Below are 20,228 nucleotides of genomic sequence, written 5' to 3'. Positions count from 1 at the left end.
TAGGAAAAATGGGAGAGCACACAATGGCCGACACAATGAAGCGTATCGTTCTGGCACGCAGACCGCAGGGTGAGCCGGTGGCCGAGGATTTCCGGCTGGAGGACGCCGCCATGCCAAACCCCGGTGAGGGAGAAGTTCTGGTGCGGGTCACTGACATCTCGCTGGACCCGTACATGCGGGGGCGTATGGATGATGCCAAATCCTATGCGAAGCCGGTCGAGATTGACCACACGATGGAAGGCGGCGCGGTTGGCGAAGTGATTGCCTCCAACCATGATCGGTTCAAGCCGGGTGACACGGTTTTTGGCATGTTCGGCTGGGCGAGCCATGGTTGTCTCAGCGGGCGTGAGCTGCGCAAGCTGGATCCGTCGCACGGGCCTGCGACCAATGCGCTGGGTGTTTTGGGGATGCCGGGGTTCACTGGGTGGTTTGGGTTGATGGAATATGGGCGCCCCAAAAAGGGGGAGACGCTGGTGGTTGCGGCGGCGACTGGGCCGGTTGGGTCGATGGTTGGGCAGATGGCAAAACTGCTGGGTCTGCGGGTCGTTGGCGTTGCGGGTGGTGCGGAAAAATGCGCGCTGGCGAAAGAGAAATTCGGCTTTGACGAATGCCTTGATCACCGCGCTTATGCCGATGCCAAAGAAATGCGCGCGGCCTTGGCTGCGGCGTGCCCGGACGGGGTGGATATCTATTTCGAAAACGTCGCGGGCAAGGTGATGGAGGGCGTGATGCCCTTGATGAATGTCGGCGGGCGTATTCCGCTATGTGGTTTGATTTCATGGTATAATGCCGGGGCGCTTGGCGGAAACATGACCGGCGAAAAGGACAATCTGCCCAAGCTGTGGCGGACGATTCTGGTGCAGCGGCTGCATGTGCATGGCTTCATCATTTCTGACCATTTTGACCGCTATGCAGAGTTTCTGGCCGACGCGGGCCCGCGGGTTGCGGCGGGTCAGATCAGCATTCAGGAAGACGTGGCCGAGGGGCTGGAGGCGGCACCGGCGGCGTTTATCAGGATGCTGAGCGGCGGCAATTTCGGCAAGCAGATCGTCAAGGTCGGCTGAGGCCGCGCGGCCGAGATCGACCCGAAAAAACCGGGTCGGTATCGCGTCGGTATTACGTCGGTATTTTGTCGGTGCCCCTGAACCCGCCTGAGGTTGGGACAGAGACCGAAACACAGAGCCTGAAACGCAATCGCGCCCGGTAGGAGACTACCGGGCGCGATTTGTTTTTGCGAAAGATCAGCGATCAGGCGGCGTCGAGCTGTGCCATGATGCGCGACAAGTGGTAATCAGTATCGCCCAGTTGCGGGTCAATCATCACCAGACGCTTGGCGTAATGCGACACCGGGTATTCCCATGTCATCGCAATGCCGCCGTGCATCTGGATCGCTTCTTCGGCGATCAGACGCGCGGCGCGCCCGATCATGTTCTTCGCCATCGAGGCATAGCGCGAGGCCTCGTTTCCGCCCAGCTCAGCCGCTGCTTTGATGGTGATCGAGCGGGCCTGCTCGATCTCGGTCAGCATGTCGACGGCGCGGTGTTGCAGCACCTGGAATTTGCCGATCGGAACGCCGAACTGCTTGCGCTGTTTCAGATAGTCGACGGTGATCGCGTGGGTCACATCCATCGCGCCGACAGCTTCTGCGCACAGGGCGACGATACCGGCGTCGATGGCATCTTGCAGGGCGGCGGTCGCATCGGCCAGCAGCAGGCGCGCGGGGGTATCATCCAGCAGCACCTCGGCGGCACCGCCGCCTTCCATCATCGCATAGCCGGTGATGTTGGCGTCGGTTGCTTTGACCTCGAACAGGGCCAGTTTGCCGTTCAGCTGCGCGGCAACCAGAATGACATCGGCGACATGTCCGCCATAGACCGTGCTTTTGCGGCCCGACAGGGTATAGCCGTCGCCTTTGGCGGCGGCCTGTGCGGCGATCTGGTCCAGTTCATACGGCGCGTCGATTTCGGTGAAACCGACGGCATATTTGGTGGCGCCGGACAGCAGGGCCTCTTGATCCTCGTCAGCGGCGCTGAGCAGGCGGCTGGCCAGCAGCGCGGCCAGAACCGGTTCGGGGTTGAGGGTGCGGCCCATTGCTTCGAACACGACGGAGATGTCGAAGCCGGTGCCGCCAAAGCCGCCTGCGGCCTCGGGGGCTAGGGCGAACAGCGCGCCCAGTTCGGCCAGTTGCTCCCACTTGGCGGGATCATGGAACGGCGCGTCATAGGCCACTTTGTTGCGGTGCTCGACGGGGTATTGGTCAGCCAGAAAGCGGTTCAGCGTGTCCGCCAGCATCCGGCGATCTTCGGTCAGATTGAAATCCATCGGTTACAGCTCCAGCATGGTCTTGGTCAGGATGTTACGCTGGATCTCGTTCGAGCCACCGTAGATCGAGGTTTTGCGGTAGTTGAAATACTGTGCCGCGTTGTGGGCGGAATCCGCCGGGCCGAACATCAGGTTTCCGTCGGTCACATGGCCGGGGAAGGGGGCCGCAGCCGGGCCGAGGGCACGACGGGCGAGGTCCTTGAGTTCCTGATGGATCACGGTGCCCTTGATCTTGAGGATCGAGGTTTCGGGGCCCGGTGCGCCCTGCTGCTGCGCCTTGAACAGCATCCGCAGGTTGGTGATTTTCATCGCCTCGAGGTCAATCTCGGCCTGTGCGACGCGGGCGGCGAAAAGCGGGTCTTGGATCAGGGGTTTGCCGTTGCGACGGACCTTGCGGGCCAGTGCTTTGACTTCTTCAAGTGCCTGCATCGAGAAGCCGACGCCGGCGATGCCGGTACGTTCATGGGTCAGCAGATATTTGGCGATGGTCCAGCCTTTGTTTTCCTGTCCCACGAGGTTGCCGTAAGGCACGCGCACGTCGGTGAAGAAGACCTCGTTCACCTCGTGGCCGCCTTCGATCAGCTTGATCGGGCGCAGTTCAATGCCGGGGGTTTTCATGTCAACGAGGATGAAGCTGATGCCTTCTTGGGCCTTTGCCTCGGGGTTGGTGCGGCACAGGCAGAAGATCCAGTCGGCGTGCTGGCCCAGCGTGGTCCAGGTTTTCTGACCGTTGATGACCCATTCATCGCCGTCACGGACGGCGCGGGTTTTGAGGTTGGCAAGGTCCGACCCGGCGCCGGGTTCGGAATAGCCCTGGCACCACCAATCGGTGCCGTCCAGAATGCGCGGCAGATAGTGGTCTTGCTGTTCTTTGGTGCCGAATTTCTGCAGCACCGGGCCCAGCATCGACAGGCCGAAGGGCAGGATGCGCGGGGCGTAGGCGCGGCAGCATTCCTCTTCGAAGATGTGCTTTTGCACCGGCGACCAGCCCGGCCCGCCGAATTCAACCGGCCAGATCGTGGCCAGCCAGCCGCGGGAATTCAGGATAGCGTGCCATTCCTCCATCATCGCTTTGGTCAGGTCGCCGCCCGACCGCACGGTATCGGAGATATGCTTTGGCATGTTGTCAGCCAGAAAGCTGCGCACTTCGTCCCGAAATGCGATATCCTCGGCAGAGTAGCTCAGGTCCATTGTCAGGCCCCCTTGTTAAGATCAGCAAAAGTTGTTCCGTCAGCCGCCATTTTTTCCAGCAGGGCGGGCGCCTGCCAGTAATTGGCGTCTTCGACGGCATAGGTCTTGATCCGGGTCAGCAGTTCAGCCGCCCCGATCGTATCAGCATAGTGCAGCGGCCCGCCCCGGTGGCGCGGAAAGCCGTAGCCAAAGAGGAACACCATATCCACGTCCACGGGGCGGCGGGCGGTGCCGTCTTCGACCACGCGGGCGGCCTCGCAGATCATCGCGGTCATGTAGCGGTCGATGATGTCCTGATCGGTGAAGGTTCTTGGCGTGATGCCTTTTTCGGCGCGCACGGCGTCGATGATATTGGCGACCTCGGGGTTGGGGATCGGGGCGCCGGCGTTGTAGATGTAGTACCCCTGTCCCGTCTTGCGGCCGAACCAGCCGTGTTCGCAAATGCGGTCGGCGACGTCCCCGGCGTAGCGTTCGTTGGGGTCGCGGGTTTCGGCTTTGCGCTTGCGGGTCATCCAGCCGATGTCCAGTCCGGCCAAATCGCCGACCTTATGCGGGCCCATGGCGAAGCCGAATCCTTCCAGTGCCGCATCCACCTGTTGCGGCGTGGCGCCGTCCAGCACCAGATAGCTGGCGGTTTTCGAATAGTGTGCCAGAATGCGGTTGCCGATGAAGCCGTCGCAGACGCCAGCGCGCACGCCGACTTTCTTCAGCCGCTTTGCCAGGGCGAACCCGCTGGCGACAACATCGGGGGCGGTCTTGTCGGCCACGACGATTTCCAGCAGGCGCATCACATGCGCCGGGCTGAAGAAATGCAGCCCGATGACGTCCTGCGCGCGAGTGGTGGCCGCAGCGATTTCGTTCACATCCAGATAGGAGGTGTTGGAGGCCAGAATCGCGCCGGGTTTGCAGATCGTGTTCAGCTTTCCGAAGATGTCTTTCTTGACGTCCATGTTTTCGAACACGGCCTCGATCACCAGATCGACATCGGCCAGATCGTCCATCACAAGCGAGGGGGTCAGCATTGCCAGGGTGGCATCACGTTTCTCGGGGCTGAGCTTGCCGCGCGACACGGCACCGTCGAGGTTCTTTGTGACCGTGGCAATGCCCCGGTCCAGCCCGTCCTGAGCGACTTCGATCAAGCGCACCGGAATGCCCGCCAGCAGGCAGGAGGTGGCGATGCCAGAGCCCATGGTGCCGCCGCCGATCACGCCGATCTTGGCGATTTCGCGGGCGGGGCCTTTGGCTTCGGGGATGTTCGACACGGCGCGTTCGCCAAAAAAGGCGTGGATCATGCCGGCACGTTGCGGGGTGTTCATCGAGTCGATGAAGGCCTGTCGTTCGACCTTCAGCCCGTCCGCCAGCGGCCCGGTCGAGGCGGCAATCGCCTCGACGATCTTGTGGGGCGAAAACATATGCGGCTGTTTCGCTTTCAGCATCGCCGCGGTTTCGGCCAGCGCATTGTCGTCGGGTTGGGTTTCGACTTCGCTGGTGCGGCGGGTCGGAAGCGTGCCATCGAGCACCTGCTGCGCGGCGGTCAGCGCCACGTCGCGCGGATCGCCCGACACCAACAGGTCGATGATGCCGTTCTCCAGCGCCTCTTTCGCGCCGACCTGACGGCCCGAAAGGCACATGTCGAGCGCGAAGGGAATGCCGGTCAGGCGCGGCAGCCGCTGGGTGCCACCGGCACCGGGCAGCAGGCCAAGGTTGATTTCGGGCAGGCCAACACGCAAGCCTTCGATCCCGACGCGGGCGTGCGTGGCCAGCCCAAGCTCCAGCCCGCCACCAAGGGCGGTGCCGTGGATGACCGAGATCAGCGGAATGGTGCTTGCTTCCATCACGTTGAACACATCGGGCAGGGCGGGCGGCTGTGGCGGTTTGCCAAATTCGGTGATGTCTGCGCCTGCCACGAAGGTGCGGCCCGCCGCATAGATGGCGATGACCCGCGCGGTATTTTCCGCGTTCAGCCGCGTCACCGCGTCTTGCAGGCCTTGGCGCACGATCTGACCGGACGCGTTCACAGGTGGATTATTGATACAGATCAGGGCGATATCGCCCTGCCGTTCAATCGAAATTTGATCGTTGATCTGTTCAATGTCGGGCATGTCTGTGCTTTCCGTCAAATTACTATTTCAAACAGGAAAGCAGTCCGCGGCTTGTACGCCGTTGATCCTCCTTCCCTCGGGTAAAAACTAAAGCGTCGGGGGGTATGCGTCAATGCGCGGAATTCCCGTTTGCATTGCAGAATATTTCCGTGACGTGAGGTTACGATATGATCTCGAACCGGTTCACATCGACCAGCCCGCGATCAGTGATCTTGAGATTGGGGATCACCGGCAGCGCCAGAAAGGCCAGTTGCAGAAAGGGTTCTTCCAGTGTCACGCCCAGATCGCGGGCGGCGGCGCGCAGGTTGATCAGCCGGTCGCGGACCGTCTCGAAGGGATCGAGGCTCATCAACCCGGCGACGGGCAGCGGCAGTTCGGCCAGAACCTTGCCGCCTTGGGTGACGACAAAGCCGCCTTCGATCTGGCCCAAGCGGTTAGCGGCCAGCGCCATATCGTCGTAATCCGCGCCGACAACGGCGATGTTATGGTGGTCGTGGCAGACGGTCGAGGCGATGGCACCGGATTGCAGGCCGAAGCCACGCACAAAGCCGGTGGCCATGTTGCCGTTCTTGCCGTGGCGTTCGATCACCGCGATCTTGATCAGGTCGCGCGTGATGTCGGGGCGTTTGTCGCCGTCAACGATCGGGATCACCTCATGCAGGTGGTCGGTGATGATCTTGCCCTCGATGATGCCGATCACGTCGGTGTCTTCGCGGTTGCCGGAAGTGCGGAAGTGCTGCGCCGAAACGGTGGGCGCCTTGACCGAGTTGCGGCCCACGGGCGGAATGGTCTGACGTGCGGCAAAGGCGGCATCGGTGACTTCCACGCCGCCGCAGAGCACCAGTTGGGCATCGCAGTCTTCAAGGCTGCGCAGGGCGACGATATCGGCGCGTTTGCCCGGCGCGATCTGGCCGCGATCCTTGAGGCCGAAGGCCTCGGCTGCGGACAGGCTGGCGGCGCGGTACGCGGCCAGCGCGGGCGTGCCGAGGGCGATCAGGGTGCGGATCATGTAATCCAGGTGGCCGTATTCGGCGATATCGAGCGGATTGCGATCGTCGGTGCACAGCGCGACATAGGGCGAGGTGCGTTCGGTCAGGATCGGGGCCAGTGCGTGCAGGTCCTTGGAGACCGAGCCTTCGCGGATCAGGATGCGCATGCCTTTGCGCAGTTTTTCAAGCGCCTCTTCGGCGGTCGTGGCCTCGTGTTCGGTGCGGATGCCTGCGGCGATATAGCCGTTGAGGTCGCGGCCCGACAGCATGGGGGCGTGGCCGTCGATATGCTGACCGCGAAACAGCGCGAGTTTGTCCAGCACGCCGGGGTCTTTGAAAAGCACGCCGGGGAAGTTCATGAACTCGGCCAACCCGATGCCGGTGGGGTGGCCCATCAGCGGTGCCAGATCGGCGGCGTCGATGCGGGCGCCTGCGGTTTCCATCTCGGTGGAGGGCACGCAGGAGCTGAGCTGTACCTTGATGCTCATCACGGTGCGCTCTGCGGCCTCTTGGAAATAGCGGATGCCGTCGGTGCCGATGACATTGGCAATCTCGTGCGGGTCACAGATGGCGGTGGTGACGCCGCGCGGGGCGACGCAGCGGTCGAATTCAAACGGGGTGACCAGCGAGCTTTCGATATGCAGGTGGGTGTCAATGAAGCCGGGCACGAGGATCAGCCCGGTCACGTCGATCACGCGGATGCCCTCGTAGGTGTCGCAGGTGCCGACGATGGTATCGCCGCAGATGGCGATATCGCCCTCCAGCAGATCGCCGGTGATCAGGTCAAGCATCCGGCCGCCGCGCAGGACGATATCGGCGGGGGCGATGCCGCGGCCCTGATCAATCAGATGTTCGAGCTCGGTCATGCTGTGCCCCTTTGTGATCGGTTGGGCACAGAGTGCCACAGGGTGCGGCGGGATGCGAGGGGGAGCCTGCGTCAGATCGGGTTTGGTGGACAGACCTGTGCGGCCCAGCGGAGCAATGCCTCGGGCGTGTGGTCAGCATCGTGGGCTTCGCCGTGGCAAAAGGCGAAAAACGCGTCCTGATTGAGTTTGTTCACGCCGACCAGTACCGGAATGTCGCGCGCCAGCGCTTCGGCGATGGCATTGCGAAAGCCGCGGCCTTCGGCCTCGTGCTTGCCGAATTTGTTGACGATCAGCAGATCAACGCCGCCTTCGGCGATCCGCGCCTCGGTCAGGGCGACGGCCTGTTCCAGCGCGTCGGGGTCGAGGCGGCAGCCGTGCGATTGGGCGCCCAGTGATTGCGAGATGCGGATCACCGGGCCGTTGGGCAGCACACGGATATCCATGTCGCATCTGGGGTCGGTTTCACAGCCGGTGTCGGTCTGAAGCGTTCCGGCCAAGGCCAGCCCGCGCGCGGCGAGGGTCGCGGCGACGCTGCTCAGCAGAATATTGGTCTGTCCGCGCCCCGGCGCGATCGCATAGGCAAGTTGCATCAGGCTCTACTCAGGTTTGAATGGCTTGCATGGCAGCAGAGCCTGACAGGCCGACCAAGGCAAGCCCCGACATTGGTCGGGGGGGCGATATGTTGAGCGGCGAGGGCGGTGGCCGGGATTGGATCTGGGGATCATACCAGAAGGTCAGCGATCCGGGTGCGGGCGGAGTTGGAGCGCGGGGTCCAGAGGCCGCGCGAGATGGCCTCGGACAGGCGCTCGGCGATTTCGCGCAGGGCGGGGGCGTTGTGGGCTTCGATGAAGTCGCGGGTGTCGTCATCTTCGAGGAAGGCGGCATGCACGAGGTCGAAGTGGTGGTTTTTCACCGCCCCCGTGGTGGCGGCGAAGGCAAAGAGGTAATCGACCGTGGCGGCGATTTCAAATGCGCCTTTGTAGCCGTGGCGCTTGACCCCATCGATCCATTTCGGGTTGACGACGCGCGAGCGCAGGACGCGGGATATTTCTTCGTCCAAGGTACGGATCACCGGACGTTCGGGGCGCGAGTGGTCGTTGTGATAGATCGGGCGATCACGGCCTTGCAGGGTTGAAATGGCTGCTGCGGCACCGCCTTCGAACTGATAATAATCGTCGCTGTCGAGCAGGTCGTGTTCGCGGTTGTCCTGATTTTGAACGATGGCCTCGGCTTGCCCAAGGCGGGTCTCAAATGCGTTGCGGTCTTTGCGGCCTTCCTCGCCCGCGCCATAGGCGTAGCTGCCCCATTCAAGATAGGCCTCGGCCAGATCGGATTTATCGGACCACAGGCGTTCGTCGATCATCGCTTGCAGGCCCGCGCCGTAGGCGCCGGGTTTGGAGCCGAACACGCGGGATTGGCTGTTTTCGGTGCGGGCGCGGACGGCTGCGGGGTTGATGTCGTCGGGTTCGTCCAGCGCCATAACGGCGCGGGCGGCTGAATCGACAAGCGCGATCAGCTGCGGGAAGGCGTCGCGGAAGAAGCCCGAGATGCGCAGGGTGACATCGACGCGGGGGCGGCCAAGGGCGGTGTGGGGGATGATCTCGAACCCGGTGACGCGGCGGTTGGCGCTGTCCCATTTCGGTTTGACGCCCATCAGGGCAAGGCATTGGGCGATGTCATCGCCCCCGGTGCGCATGTTGGCGGTGCCCCAGGCGGTCAGCAGAAGGGTGCGAGGCCAGTCACCGTGGGTTTGCAGGTGCCTTTCCAGCAGCAGATTGGCGGATTTCCACCCCAGCGCCCAAGCGGTGGGGGTGGGCACGGCGCGGCTGTCGACGCTGAAGAAATTCCTGCCGGTTGGAAGGGTGTCGAGCCGTCCCCGCGTGGGCGCGCCGGAGGGCGCCGGGGCGACGAACTGCCCCGCAAGGGCGGTGAGGAGGCCCGCGCCTTCGGCCGGGCCGCAGGCGGCGACGGTGGGGCGGATGCTCTGGCCGATATGGCTCAGGACGGTTGCACTGTTGGGGCCGGGGGCTTCTGCTTGCCCGTCCAGCGCGGCGATGGCCAGCAGCTCAATCCGCTCGACCGTGTCGCCAGTCGAGCGCCACGGATCGGTGGTGAGGCGGGTCAGCGCGTTGGGGCGCGGGCCGGTCCAGGGGGCTGCCATATCGGCATCGAGCGGGTCGAAGTCGAGCGCGAAGTCGCTGGCCAGTGCGCGGATCAGCGAGGCGTCTTCGCCCTTGCCGTCGCCGCGCGGCACGCGGGTGAGGGCGATGGCGAGGTCACGTTCCTGCACGCCGGTGGGGGATTGGCCGAAGATATGCAGCCCGTCGCGGATCTGCGCCTCTTTCAACTCGCACAGGTAGGCGTCGAGTTTGGCCAGATCGGTATCTTCGTCGGTGCCCTGCATGCCGACGTCCTGATCAAGGCCGGTGGCGGCGGTGAGGGTCAGGATCTCGCGGCGCAGGTGGGCGATGCGGCGGGGGTCGACGCCTGCGGCCTCGTAATATTCATCCACCAGCGCTTCGAGGTCGCGCAGGGGGCCGTAGGTTTCGGCACGGGTCAGCGGCGGGGTCAGGTGATCGATGATCACGGCTTGGGCGCGGCGTTTGGCCTGGGTGCCTTCGCCGGGGTCGTTGACGATGAAGGGATAGAGATGCGGGGTGGGGCCGAACACCGCCTCGGGCCAGCAGGTTTCGGACAGGGCCAGCGCCTTGCCGGGCAGCCATTCGAGGTTGCCGTGTTTGCCCATATGTACGAGGGCATGGGCGCCGAAGCTGTGCCGGAGCCAGAAGTAGAACGCGAGGTAGTTGTGTGGCGGCACGAGGTCCGGCGAATGGTAGGTGTCGGTCGGGTCGATGTTATAGCCGCGGGCGGGCTGGATGCCGATCACGGCGTTGCCGTGCGGCAGGATCGACAGGGCGAAGCCTGCGCCGGTGTTGGCGTCTGTGGTGCCGTCGGAATTGAGTATTTCGGTCAGAAAGAAGGGGTCTTGTTCGGGCTTCCCCCAGCGGGTTTCGATCTGTTCGCGCAGCTCCCACGGCAATTGGGCGTAGTGGGTCAGGTAATCGGCGAGCGGCATGTGGGTGCCGCCGGTGCGTTGGGCGCGGTCGGTGAGCCAGTTGGTGGGGCCGGACAGGATCGACTGCATCAGCGTGTCGCTGTCTTGTGGGGCGTCCGCGATGGTGTAGCCATTTTGCGCCAGCAGGTTGAGGGTGTGGACCGTGGCGGCGGGGGTGTCGAGGCCGACGCCATTGGCGAGGCGGCCGTCCTTGTTGGGATAGTTGGCGAGGATCAGTGCGACGCGGCGGTCGGGGGCCGGGGTGTGGCGCAGTTTGGCCCAGTTGGCGGCGAGGCGCGCCACGAAGTCGATCCGGTTACCCTGAGCGCGGTAGGTGGCGATGGGGCATTCGGTGGCGTCGTCAAAGTACGCTTCGTCCTTGAACGAGATCGCGCGGCTGAGGATGCGGCCATCGACCTCTGGCAGAGCGACGTTCATCGCGATGTCGCGGGCCGAGAGCCCGGTGAGGCCGGTGGCCCAGGTTTCCTCGGTCGAGGAGGCGAGGACGGTTTGGAACACTGGCGCGGCGTTGGCGGCGGGCATGGTCAGCGGATTTTTCGGGCTGTCGTCGCCTGCGTGGGGGCTGCCGACGGCGAAGGAGGTGGCGTTGAGGATCAGGGTTGGCGGCGCCGCAGTGAAGAGGGTTTCGAGGGTGGCGGTCGAGACTGGGTCTTTCAGCGAGGCCACGAAGATCGGCAGCGGGTTCAGCCCCTGACGCAGCAGGGATTTCACCAGCCGGTTGATCGGGTTCAGCCCGGCGCCCTGCACCAGCGCGCGGTAAAAGATGATCGGCACGACGGGGGCACCTGCGGACCAGCCGGATTGGGCGGCGGCGAGGTCGGACACCCCGGCGCCGGGCCAGTAGACCCCGGCGCGCAGAAGCGGTTTGGCGGCTTGCGGGCGGCTGTCCTCGGCGCGGTGGTCGGTGAGCATCCAGCGGGCATGGGCGAGGAAGTTGCTGGCATTTTGCGGGCCGCCTTCGACCATGTAGGACCACAGGGCGTCGTAATCGTCGGTCGACACGGTGGAGAGGCCGCGCAGGTCGGCGTCGGGTTTGTCGTCGCCGGGCAGGGCGGCGAAGGGGATGCCGCATTCGGCCAGCCGGGCGGCGTATTGCTCGAATCCGTATTTCCAATAGCCCGCGCCACCGAGGATGCGGGCGATCACCAGTCGGGATTTGGTGGCGCAATTGTCCAGATGCAGGTCCACCGACATCGGGTGTTGCAGGTGGGTGAGATTGGCCAGCCGCAGGCTTGGCGGGTCGGTCATTTCGGTGCGGGCCTGCGACAGGGCGGCAAGCTCGGTATCGGCGGCGGAGATGAAGACCACGTCGGCGGGGCTTTGGCCCAGATCGACCGGTTCTTTGCCATCGTCGATGGATCCGGGGGTAGCGGCGAGCAGGTGCATCAGCAGGCTCCTTCTTGTGCCGGGGCGTGGATTCGGGCAAGAGCGGCATCAGAGCCAGGAAAGGCACGATCATGGATTACGGCAAGTCGGGCGCCCCCAAGGGCCCCAAGAATCAACCCCGCCACAATGAGCATGTTGAGCGCGGCGGCGGAAAATCCGGCGCGGGCAACCGTTCGACCAAGGCGGAGCTGCTGGAGCGGATGAAGGCGGCAGCAGCGGCCAAGGCGAAAACCGAGGACTGAGCACATCATGCCAGCTGTTTTCCCATGAAAAGGCTGGCGGGGTGTTCAGGATAGGCACCGAAAGGACCGCGCTTGGTATATCCGAGCGCGGTATAGAGCGCCACGGCGGCGATCAGCGCGTCGCCGGTTTCCAGCAAGATCGCGTTTTTGCCCATGGCGCGGGCAGTCTTTTCCAGTGCCTGCATCAGGGCGCGGGCGATGCCCTGACCTCGCCCGGCAGCAGGCACATAGAGGCGTTTGACCTCGGCGTAATCACCGCAATCCACCAGAGCCACACAGCCCAGTGCCGCGCCGCCCTTGCGGGCGACGAGGAAGGTTGTGCCGGGGGTGGTCAGTTCCTCGGCGGTGAAGGAAAAGATGTCTTCGGGGGGGAAGACATCAAGCAGCGCCCTTTGGCTGCCCGCGACGAGGGCGCGGCCCGCGTCGGTGAGCGGGCTTTCGGGGGCGATGCTCAGGGTCATGCCTGAAGGGCTGCCTCGATCGCGGCGCGGTCAAGGCCCGCCTGGCCAATCACCACCAGTTTGGTTTCGCGCGGTTGGCTGCCGAAGGGTTGGTCGAAGTAGCTGTCGACACGCGGCCCGACGGCTTGCACCGTCAGGCGCATCGGTTTGCCGGTGACGGCGGCAAAGCCCTTGAGGCGGAGGATGTCATGGGCGCGGATCACCTCGGACAGCTGCGCGGCGAAGGCTTTGGGATCGACGATTTCGGCGCGGGTGACGACGAAGGAATCGAATTCGTCGTGGCCGTGCTCGTGGTGGTGATCATCCTCGTGATCGTGGTCTTCGTCATCATGGTGGTGATGGTGGTGGTGGATTTCGTGCCGGGCGGACAGGTCATTTTCGGCGCCGACGCCCTGACCCAGCAACACATCAATTGGCAGCGCGCCCATGGTGGATTTGACCACCTGCACACCTTTGCGGCTGTCGGATTTCAGCTGAGCGGTAAGGGCGTCGATCTCGGCCTCGGTCAGCAGGTCTGATTTGTTGACGACGATCATGTCAGCACAGGCGATCTGATCTTCGAAGAGTTCGGACAGCGGGGTTTCGTGGTCGAGGTTTTCATCCAGCGCGCGCTGTGCATCGACGGCGGCGACATTGTGGGCGAAACGGCCTTCGGTCACGGCTTTGCCGTCAACGACGGTTACGACACCATCGACGGTGACGCGGGTGCTGATTTCGGGCCAGTTGAAGGCGCGGATCAGCGGCTGCGGCAGCGCGAGGCCGGAGGTTTCGATCACGATGTGGTCGGGGCGGTTGGGCCGGTCCAGCAGTTTTTGCAGGGTGGGGATGAAATCATCGGCCACGGTGCAGCAGATGCATCCGTTGGACAGTTCCATGATATCATCCTCGGTGCAGGTTTCATCGCCGCAGCCTTTGAGGATGTCGCCATCGACGCCGAGATCGCCGAATTCATTGATGATCAGGGCGATGCGTTTGCCGCTGGCGTTGGCCAGCATGTGGCGGATCAGAGTGGTTTTACCGGCACCAAGAAATCCGGTGACGACGGTGGCGGGGATTTTTGTGGGCATGGGGGCCTCCTATAAACCGGAAAAGACGACCGGCGTGTGCCGGTCGTCCATGCGCCGACCCTGAAGGATCGGTGAGGTTCGTTTGATCAGGCGGCGTTCAGCAGACGCGGCGTGACAAGGCCCGAACCGGACAGGCCACGCAGCGATTTTGCGGCGGCAAGAACGGCAAGATCTGCCAGAGGCTCGATCAGGACAACCATCATGTAGGCGGCGCCAAAGGACGACACGGCCGCGATGTTGGCCGCACCAAAGCCCTGACCATAGAAGGCCCAGAAGGCAACCCAGGCAACGACGCCGCCCTGATAGGCGGTCGAAAGGGCCAGGGCCTGTGTGTACTTCAGGTCAACATAGGCGGTGTCCGGCGCGATGATTTTCTTGGCCAGCATGTTCAGTGCGAAGAGCGGCACCAGAATGGTGGTCAGGTTCATGCCGTATTGCGGCAGATCGAAGGGCGCGAAGAACATCCCTTGCAGCAGCAGACCCAGCGCCAGACCGAAGGCGGCAGGCGCCGCACCGAGCAGCAGGAAGAGGGTCGAGCCAAGGATAAAGTGCACCTCGGAAACGCCGACGGGAAAGTGCGGCAGGATCTGGAAAAAGGTGAAAACCGCAGCGGTGGCCATGGCAGCGCGGGTGGCCAGCGCGCCCAGGCCCTGCTGTTTGGCTGTGTCCCAGCCCTGTTTCAGGCCGTAGACGCCTGCGGCGGCGGCGGTGCCATAGCTCAGGATCAGTTTGGCGCCGTTAACGATTCCGGGTTCGATATGCATTTGTCTGTCTCTCCTTTTCCGTCATCCCCGACGGAAGGTTTCTGTTCATGCATGGCAGGTCTCCTGGCTGGCGGGTCGGTGCATCTGTCGCCTTCCCGGACAAAAGCCCAGTGGCGTAAGTGACAGACGCTCGCCGCTGACAGTCGCGGGGGCGGCTACGGCTGCGGGCCCCGGCATGGGTCGCCCGTTCCGCATTCCCTTTTGATCCTTGGGCGCTTTGCGCCGTGGTAAAGGAACCATGCCCTTCATTCATCGCCGGGAAAGGGGCGCAAGGTCAAGCCGCAATTGCGACGCCGTTGGGGTGAAAAACGGCTTGGGCCGCGCGCGAGATCGGCAAGAGTTCGCAATATCTTGTGGATAAGTCGGCGGATTTCCCCAGATTGTGGGTGTTTTCGTTGACACACCGGGCCCGAGGGCGACACAGTTCAGGTCAGCTTGGACAAATAGGGTGCCCCGCTTTTGCGCTTTTCGAAACTCAGACTTACCGGATTCAAAAGCTTTGTCGACCCGACGGACCTGTTGATCAAGGACGGGTTGACCGGGGTTGTCGGGCCAAATGGCTGCGGAAAATCGAATCTGTTGGAGGCCCTGCGCTGGGTCATGGGCGAGAATCGCCCCACCGCGATGCGCGGCGGCGGGATGGAGGATGTGATCTTTGCCGGGGCAGCGACGCGGCCCGCGCGCAACTTTGCCGAGGTCAGCCTGCATCTGGACAACAGCGAACGCTTGGCGCCCGCAGGGTTTAACGAGGACGATCAGCTGGATATCGTGCGGCGGATCACCCGCGATGTCGGCAGCGCCTATAAGGTGAATGCCAAGGATGTGCGGGCGCGCGATGTGCAGATGCTGTTTGCCGATGCCTCGACGGGATCGCACAGCCCGGCATTGGTGCGGCAGGGGCAGATCAGCGAGTTGATCAACGCCAAGCCGAAGAACCGGCGGCGGATTTTGGAAGAGGCGGCGGGGATTTCGGGCCTGTATCAGCGGCGGCACGAGGCCGAGTTGAAGCTGAAGGGCGCCGAGCAGAACCTTGCGCGGGTCGATGACGTGGTCGAGCAGTTGGCGGCGCAGTTGGCGCAGCTGGAGCGGCAGGCACGGCAGGCCGCGCGGTATCGCGCCATCGGGCAGGAGTTGCGGCAGGCGGAGGGCTTGTTGCTGTACCGGCGCTGGCGCGAGGCGGATGAGGCACGGTTGCAGGCCGAGGGTGAACTGCGCGAGCGGGTTTCGGCGGCGGCCGCAGCTGAGCTGGCGGCGCGGCAGGCGGGCAAGGCGCGGGTGGCGCGCGACGATGCGTTGCCGCCGCTGCGCGAGGAAGAGGCGATTGCCGCTGCGGTATTGCAGCGCCTGCAGGTGCAGCGCGACACGCTGAGCGATCAGGAAGCGCGGGCGCTTCAGACCATCGAGACCTTGCAGAACCGGATTGCGCAGCTGGCCAAGGATATCGAGCGCGAGGCCGGGTTGAACCGCGATGCGATTGAGACCATCGAGCGGCTGGATTGGGAAGCGCGTGAGTTGTCGAAGGCGGGCGAGGGCCATTCCGAGCGGCTGGAGGTGGCGGCAGAGGTTGCGAGTGACGCGGCGGGCGTGTTGCACGAGCGCGAGGCCGATCTGTCGCAGCGCACCGAGGATGTGGCGCGGCTGGCGGCGCGGCATCAGTCGGCGCATCGGCTGTTGGAGGATCATCGCAAGACGCTGACCCGGTCCGAGGCCGAGGCCGAGAAGGCGCGCGTGGCGGTGCAGGCCTCGCGGCAGGCATTGGCGCAGGCGGCCGAAGACTTCACCCGCGCCGGAGAAGAAGAGGCGCGCGCGGTGGAGACGGCGGCGCGGGCCGATGAGGCGCTGCTGGCGACCGAGGCCGCGCGGGCGGACACGCAAAGCCGCGAGGCTGATGTGCGCGGCGAGCGGTCCGAGGCCGAGGGCGAGCTGAATGCGCTGCGCGCCGAGGTGACGGCTTTGGCCAAGCTGTTGCAGCGCGACACGGCTGAAGGCGGGCAGATTCTGGACCGGCTGCAAGTCGAGCAGGGGTTTGAAAAGGCTTTGGGCGCGGCGCTGGCGGATGACCTGCGCGCGCCCGAGGTCGAGGCCGATGGGCCGTCTGGCTGGACGGTGTTGCCCACGTATGACGTGGTGGTGCCGCTGCCCGGTGGAGTGACCGCGCTGAGCAATCACGTTTCGGTGCCGGACGTCCTGATCCGGCGGATGGGACAGATCGGGCTGGTGGACCCGGACGATGGCGCACGGTTGCAGGCGCAGTTGCAGCCCGGTCAGCGGCTGGTCAGTCTTGAGGGTGATTTGTGGCGCTGGGACGGGTTCCGGGCCTGGGCTGAAGATGCGCCCTCGGCGGCGGCGCTGCGGTTGCAGCAGTTGAACCGGCTGGAGGATCTGAAGCAGCAAAGCGAGCATGCCACCTCGCGCGCGGAGGCGGCGCGGCAGGCACATGAGGCGCTGACGGCGCTGCTGGCGGAGTTGACGCGCGCCGATCAGGTGGCGCGGGAGGCGCGGCGCGATGCCGATCGTTTGGTGAACGAGGCCAACCGCAAGCTGAGCCGGGCCGAGGCGGATCGCAATCTGGCCGAGTCGCGGTTGGAGTCGCTGGGGTTGGCGGTGACGCGGCACGAGGATGAGGCGATGGCCGCACGGGTGCAGGCAACCGAGGCCGAGCGGGGGTTGTCAGGTCTGGAGGATCTGGAGGAGGCGCGCGCGGCGGTCGAGGACATTCGAATGACGGTCGAGGCCGCGCGGATCACGATGATGTCGCGGCGTTCGGCGCATGACGAGCTGCGCCGTGAAGGCGAGGCGCGCACACGGCGATCGCAGGAGGTGACCAAGGAGGTCAGCGGCTGGCGGCACCGGTTGGAGACCGCCAAGACCCGCAGTGCCGAGTTGGCGGAGCGCAAGGCGCAATCCGAGGGCGAGCTGAAAGAGGCCAGCGCCGCGCCCGAGGAGATCGCAGCCAAGCGGGCCGAGTTGAGCGATGCGATTGCCACGGCAGAGGAGCGTCGGCGTTTGGCGGCGGATGCGTTGGCCGAGGCGGACAGTGCCTCGCGTGCCGCCGAGCAGGCCGAGCGCGAGGCGGAGCGTGCGGCCTCGGAAGCGCGCGAGGCGCGGGCGCGGTCCGAAGCGCGGGCGGAAGCGGCGCGGGGCACGGTGGCCTATGCCGCCGAGCGGATCGCCGAGGAGCAGGAAGTCAGCCCGGCGCAATTGCTGGAAAGTCTGGGCGCGGACCCGGATCAGATGCCGGCCTCGGACGCGATCGAGGCGGATGTGAACCGGTTGAAGCGGCAGCGCGATGCGCTGGGCGCGGTCAACCTGCGGGCCGAGGAAGATGCCAAGGGGGTGCAGGAAGAGCACGATACGTTGGTGTCGGAAAAGGCCGATCTGGAAGAGGCGATCAAGGCGCTGCGCAGCGGGATTGCCAGCCTGAACCGCGAGGGACGCGAGCGGTTGCTGACCGCGTTCGAGCAGGTGAACAGCAATTTCACCTTGCTGTTCCGGCATCTGTTCGGCGGCGGCGAGGCCAATCTGGTGCTGGTGGAAAGCGACGACCCATTGGAGGCGGGGCTGGAGATCATGTGCCAGCCGCCCGGCAAGAAGCTGTCGACGCTGTCGCTGTTGTCGGGGGGCGAGCAGACGCTGACGGCGCTGGCGCTGATCTTTGGGGTGTTTCTGGCCAACCCGGCGCCGATCTGTGTGCTGGACGAGGTGGACGCGCCGTTGGATGACGCCAACGTGACGCGGTTCTGCGATCTTCTGGACGAGATGTGCCGCCGGACGAACACACGGTTCCTGATCATCACCCACCATGCGGTGACGATGGCGCGGATGGACCGGCTGTTTGGTGTGACGATGCAGGAGCAGGGGGTCAGTCAGCTGGTCTCGGTCGATTTGAAGAAGGCGGCTGCGATGGTGGCGTGAGGGCCTCTGCTGTGGTTGAGGCGGACGTGCGCCGCTTGTCGCCGCTGCGCGGCAACATCGCCCCGCCCGCCGTCCCGTGTTACAGCTTGATCAGCCGGTCGGACAGGGTGACTGTGCCGTCCTGCACCACGCTGCACAGTAGTCCGCGCAGGCGCAGGTGGACGTTTTCGCGCGCGGTGATCCAGTCTTTGGCAGGGGCGCCGTAGCGGGCTTTCCATTTCACGCAGCCGTCGTTGAAGACGTCAGAGACCTCGAGCACTGCGGTGCCTGCTTGCAGCCGGGTGCCGATGGGCAGGTTGCCATAGGAGGTTTCAAGGTCGGCCACGATTGGGTCGCCGGGGTGCGCCGTGCCCTCGCGGTCCAGCCAGACGGCATCCATCACGCGTTTGGGCAGGATCGAGACCTGAATGCGCGGATCGGGCGTGCCATCGGCAAGTTTCATCCAGGGCGCAGTCAGCCAGCGTTCGCCGGGCGTGCCTTGGGCACGGGTCAGGGTGATCTGGTCGACCATCTGGCGTTGGCCGTATCCGGGGCGCAGGCACAGCATTTCAATCGGGGCATTATCAGTGGGGGCCTGCCGGACGTGGGGCAAGGCGGCAGAGAGCTGATCGGTGGTGGCGTGGGTCATTTCAGGGCTTTCAGCAGCGTTGTGGTGGGCCAAGCGTCGGCAGGCAGCCCGAGGCGTTTTTGTTCGGCCTGTACGGCGGCGCGGGTGCCCGCGCCAAGGATGCCGTCAACCTTGCCGACGTCATAGCCGCGTTTGGCCAGTTTGCGTTGCAGCTGTTTCATCTGCGCGCCGGACAGGCCGGGATCGGGGTTGCCTGCGTCGAATATCGGAGCGCCCATCAGGCGAGTGGCGAAATACGAGGCGGTCAGCACGTAGGTGAAGCTTTGGTTCCACTCGAAATAGGTGCTGAAATTGGGATAGGCGAGGAAGGCGGGGCCGTTGTGTCCTTGGGGCAGGATCACGCTGGCTGGCAGGTTGGTTGCCTGCCACTGACCCGAGCGGGGTTTGACGCCCATCGCGGCCCAGTCGGAAATCGGGCGGGGGCTTTCGGTGCCGGTCAGGGACCAGTCCATGCGGGCGGGAACGGTGATTTCCTGCATCCAGGGCTGGCCCTTGCGCCAGCCAAGGTGGCTGAGCATTTTACCGCCAGACATAAGCGCATCGGGGGGCGAGGTTTTCAGGCTGACATGGCCGTCGCCATCGCCATCGACGCCGTTATCAAGGATGTCCTGTGGCAGCATCTGCACCATGCCGATCTCGCCCGCCCAGGCGCCGGTGGTGGTGGCGGGGTCGAAATCGCCGTGCTCGTACAGGGTCAGCGCCGCCATGATCTGTGGCCGGAACAGGTGCGGGCGGCGGCAGTCATGCGCCAGTGTCACCAGCGCGTTGGCGGTGTTGAAATCCCCCTGGAAGGCGCCGTAGTCAGTCTCGAACGCCCAGAAGGCCAGCAGCACGCCGCGCGGCACGCCGTAGTCACGCTCGATCCGGTCAAAGGTGCTGTCGTATTTGCGGGCGTTGGACTGGCCACGGTTCATCCGGTCCTGCGAGATCAGGCGGCGGGCGAAGGTGGTGAAATCCAGCTGAAACACGCCTTGGGCGCGGTCGGCGCGCAGCACTTTGGGGTCTTGCCTTACGCTGGCAAAGAAGCGGTCAACCGTGGCGGGGGCGTGGCCTGCGGCGGTCGCCTCGGCCTTGAGGCCATTCACGAAGCCGGAAAAGCTGCCACCGCAGGGAGGCGCGGCAAGGGCGGCGGTGGCGGTCAGGAAAAGGGCGGTGAGGGGGCTGAACAGGCGCATGAAATCCTCTGGGCTGAAATGGCTGTGGCGAGCCTAGCAGGATC

General features: G+C 64.6%; 14 protein-coding genes and 1 riboswitch. Of the genes, 3 read left to right on the top strand and 11 right to left on the bottom strand.

Annotated features, from left to right (window positions below; translation table 11 throughout):
* The first annotated feature begins 23 nt into the window (after nucleotides 1-23).
* On the top strand, nucleotides 24-1,064 hold the full coding sequence (locus BSF79_RS04315) for an NADP-dependent oxidoreductase (protein ID WP_090268600.1): 1,041 nt from the start codon (nucleotides 24-26) through the stop codon (nucleotides 1,062-1,064).
* Nucleotides 1,065-1,248: 184 nt separating this feature from the next.
* Here BSF79_RS04315 and BSF79_RS04310 read toward each other — a convergent pair whose 3' ends face one another.
* The 6 genes from BSF79_RS04310 to cobN all read right to left on the bottom strand — a co-directional run bounded on the left by BSF79_RS04310 (nucleotide 1,249) and on the right by cobN (nucleotide 11,932).
* Entirely contained in the window at nucleotides 1,249-2,322 is a 1,074-nt protein-coding gene (locus tag BSF79_RS04310) for an acyl-CoA dehydrogenase family protein (RefSeq protein ID WP_090268599.1), read from the bottom strand.
* A gap of 3 nt (nucleotides 2,323-2,325) precedes the next feature.
* A complete protein-coding gene (locus BSF79_RS04305) occupies nucleotides 2,326-3,513 on the bottom strand; it encodes an acyl-CoA dehydrogenase family protein (RefSeq protein WP_090268598.1) in 1,188 nt (395 codons plus the stop codon).
* 2 nt (nucleotides 3,514-3,515) lie between these two features.
* Nucleotides 3,516-5,615, bottom strand: a complete 2,100-nt coding sequence (locus BSF79_RS04300; protein WP_090268597.1) for a 3-hydroxyacyl-CoA dehydrogenase NAD-binding domain-containing protein — start codon at nucleotides 5,613-5,615, stop codon at nucleotides 3,516-3,518.
* 160 nt (nucleotides 5,616-5,775) lie between these two features.
* Nucleotides 5,776-7,470: an adenine deaminase gene (ade, locus tag BSF79_RS04295; protein WP_090268596.1), complete on the bottom strand. Its 1,695-nt coding sequence runs from the start codon at nucleotides 7,468-7,470 to the stop codon at nucleotides 5,776-5,778.
* Nucleotides 7,471-7,541: 71 nt separating this feature from the next.
* Nucleotides 7,542-8,060 carry a DUF2478 domain-containing protein gene (locus BSF79_RS04290; RefSeq protein WP_090268595.1) on the bottom strand — a complete coding sequence of 173 codons (519 nt, stop codon included), beginning with the start codon at nucleotides 8,058-8,060 and terminating at the stop codon, nucleotides 7,542-7,544.
* A 131-nt stretch (nucleotides 8,061-8,191) separates the two neighbouring features.
* Complete coding sequence (gene cobN, locus BSF79_RS04285) at nucleotides 8,192-11,932, bottom strand: cobaltochelatase subunit CobN (RefSeq protein ID WP_090268594.1); 3,741 nt, start codon at nucleotides 11,930-11,932, stop codon at nucleotides 8,192-8,194.
* A gap of 71 nt (nucleotides 11,933-12,003) precedes the next feature.
* Between cobN and BSF79_RS19710 the strand changes: the two genes are divergently transcribed.
* On the top strand, nucleotides 12,004-12,174 hold the full coding sequence (locus BSF79_RS19710) for a hypothetical protein (protein WP_175545252.1): 171 nt from the start codon (nucleotides 12,004-12,006) through the stop codon (nucleotides 12,172-12,174).
* Nucleotides 12,175-12,179: 5 nt separating this feature from the next.
* Here the strand turns inward: BSF79_RS19710 and BSF79_RS04280 are convergent, their stop codons facing one another.
* The 3 genes from BSF79_RS04280 to BSF79_RS04270 form a co-directional block, all read right to left on the bottom strand.
* The gene (locus BSF79_RS04280; protein ID WP_090268593.1) at nucleotides 12,180-12,635 is read right to left on the bottom strand and encodes a GNAT family N-acetyltransferase; all 456 of its coding nucleotides are present in this window, start codon (nucleotides 12,633-12,635) and stop codon (nucleotides 12,180-12,182) included.
* Nucleotides 12,632-13,702, bottom strand: a complete 1,071-nt coding sequence (cobW, locus tag BSF79_RS04275; RefSeq protein WP_090268592.1) for a cobalamin biosynthesis protein CobW — start codon at nucleotides 13,700-13,702, stop codon at nucleotides 12,632-12,634. Before cobW ends, BSF79_RS04280 begins: the two co-directional genes overlap by 4 nt.
* 86 nt (nucleotides 13,703-13,788) lie before the next feature.
* Nucleotides 13,789-14,466, bottom strand: a complete 678-nt coding sequence (locus BSF79_RS04270; RefSeq protein WP_090268591.1) for an energy-coupling factor ABC transporter permease — start codon at nucleotides 14,464-14,466, stop codon at nucleotides 13,789-13,791.
* A 36-nt stretch (nucleotides 14,467-14,502) separates the two neighbouring features.
* Nucleotides 14,503-14,722: riboswitch (cobalamin riboswitch) on the bottom strand.
* Nucleotides 14,723-14,925: 203 nt separating this feature from the next.
* On the opposite strand from BSF79_RS04270, the gene smc reads away from it, so the two are divergent.
* Nucleotides 14,926-18,381 carry a chromosome segregation protein SMC gene (smc, locus tag BSF79_RS04265; RefSeq protein ID WP_090268590.1) on the top strand — a complete coding sequence of 1,152 codons (3,456 nt, stop codon included), beginning with the start codon at nucleotides 14,926-14,928 and terminating at the stop codon, nucleotides 18,379-18,381.
* 79 nt (nucleotides 18,382-18,460) lie between these two features.
* Here the strand turns inward: smc and BSF79_RS04260 are convergent, their stop codons facing one another.
* Together BSF79_RS04260 and BSF79_RS04255 are read right to left on the bottom strand one after the other, a co-directional pair.
* Entirely contained in the window at nucleotides 18,461-19,009 is a 549-nt protein-coding gene (locus BSF79_RS04260; RefSeq protein WP_090268589.1) for an MOSC domain-containing protein, read from the bottom strand.
* Nucleotides 19,006-20,184: a lytic murein transglycosylase gene (locus BSF79_RS04255; RefSeq protein ID WP_090268588.1), complete on the bottom strand. Its 1,179-nt coding sequence runs from the start codon at nucleotides 20,182-20,184 to the stop codon at nucleotides 19,006-19,008. Before BSF79_RS04255 ends, BSF79_RS04260 begins: the two co-directional genes overlap by 4 nt.
* Nucleotides 20,185-20,228: the final 44 nt, after the last annotated feature.

Source organism: Thalassovita taeanensis (assembly GCF_900110775.1).
In the GTDB taxonomy this organism is placed as follows: domain Bacteria; phylum Pseudomonadota; class Alphaproteobacteria; order Rhodobacterales; family Rhodobacteraceae; genus Litorimicrobium; species Litorimicrobium taeanense.
Note: the sequence above shows the minus strand (reverse complement) of the source record. Positions and strands in the feature narration are given on the sequence as shown.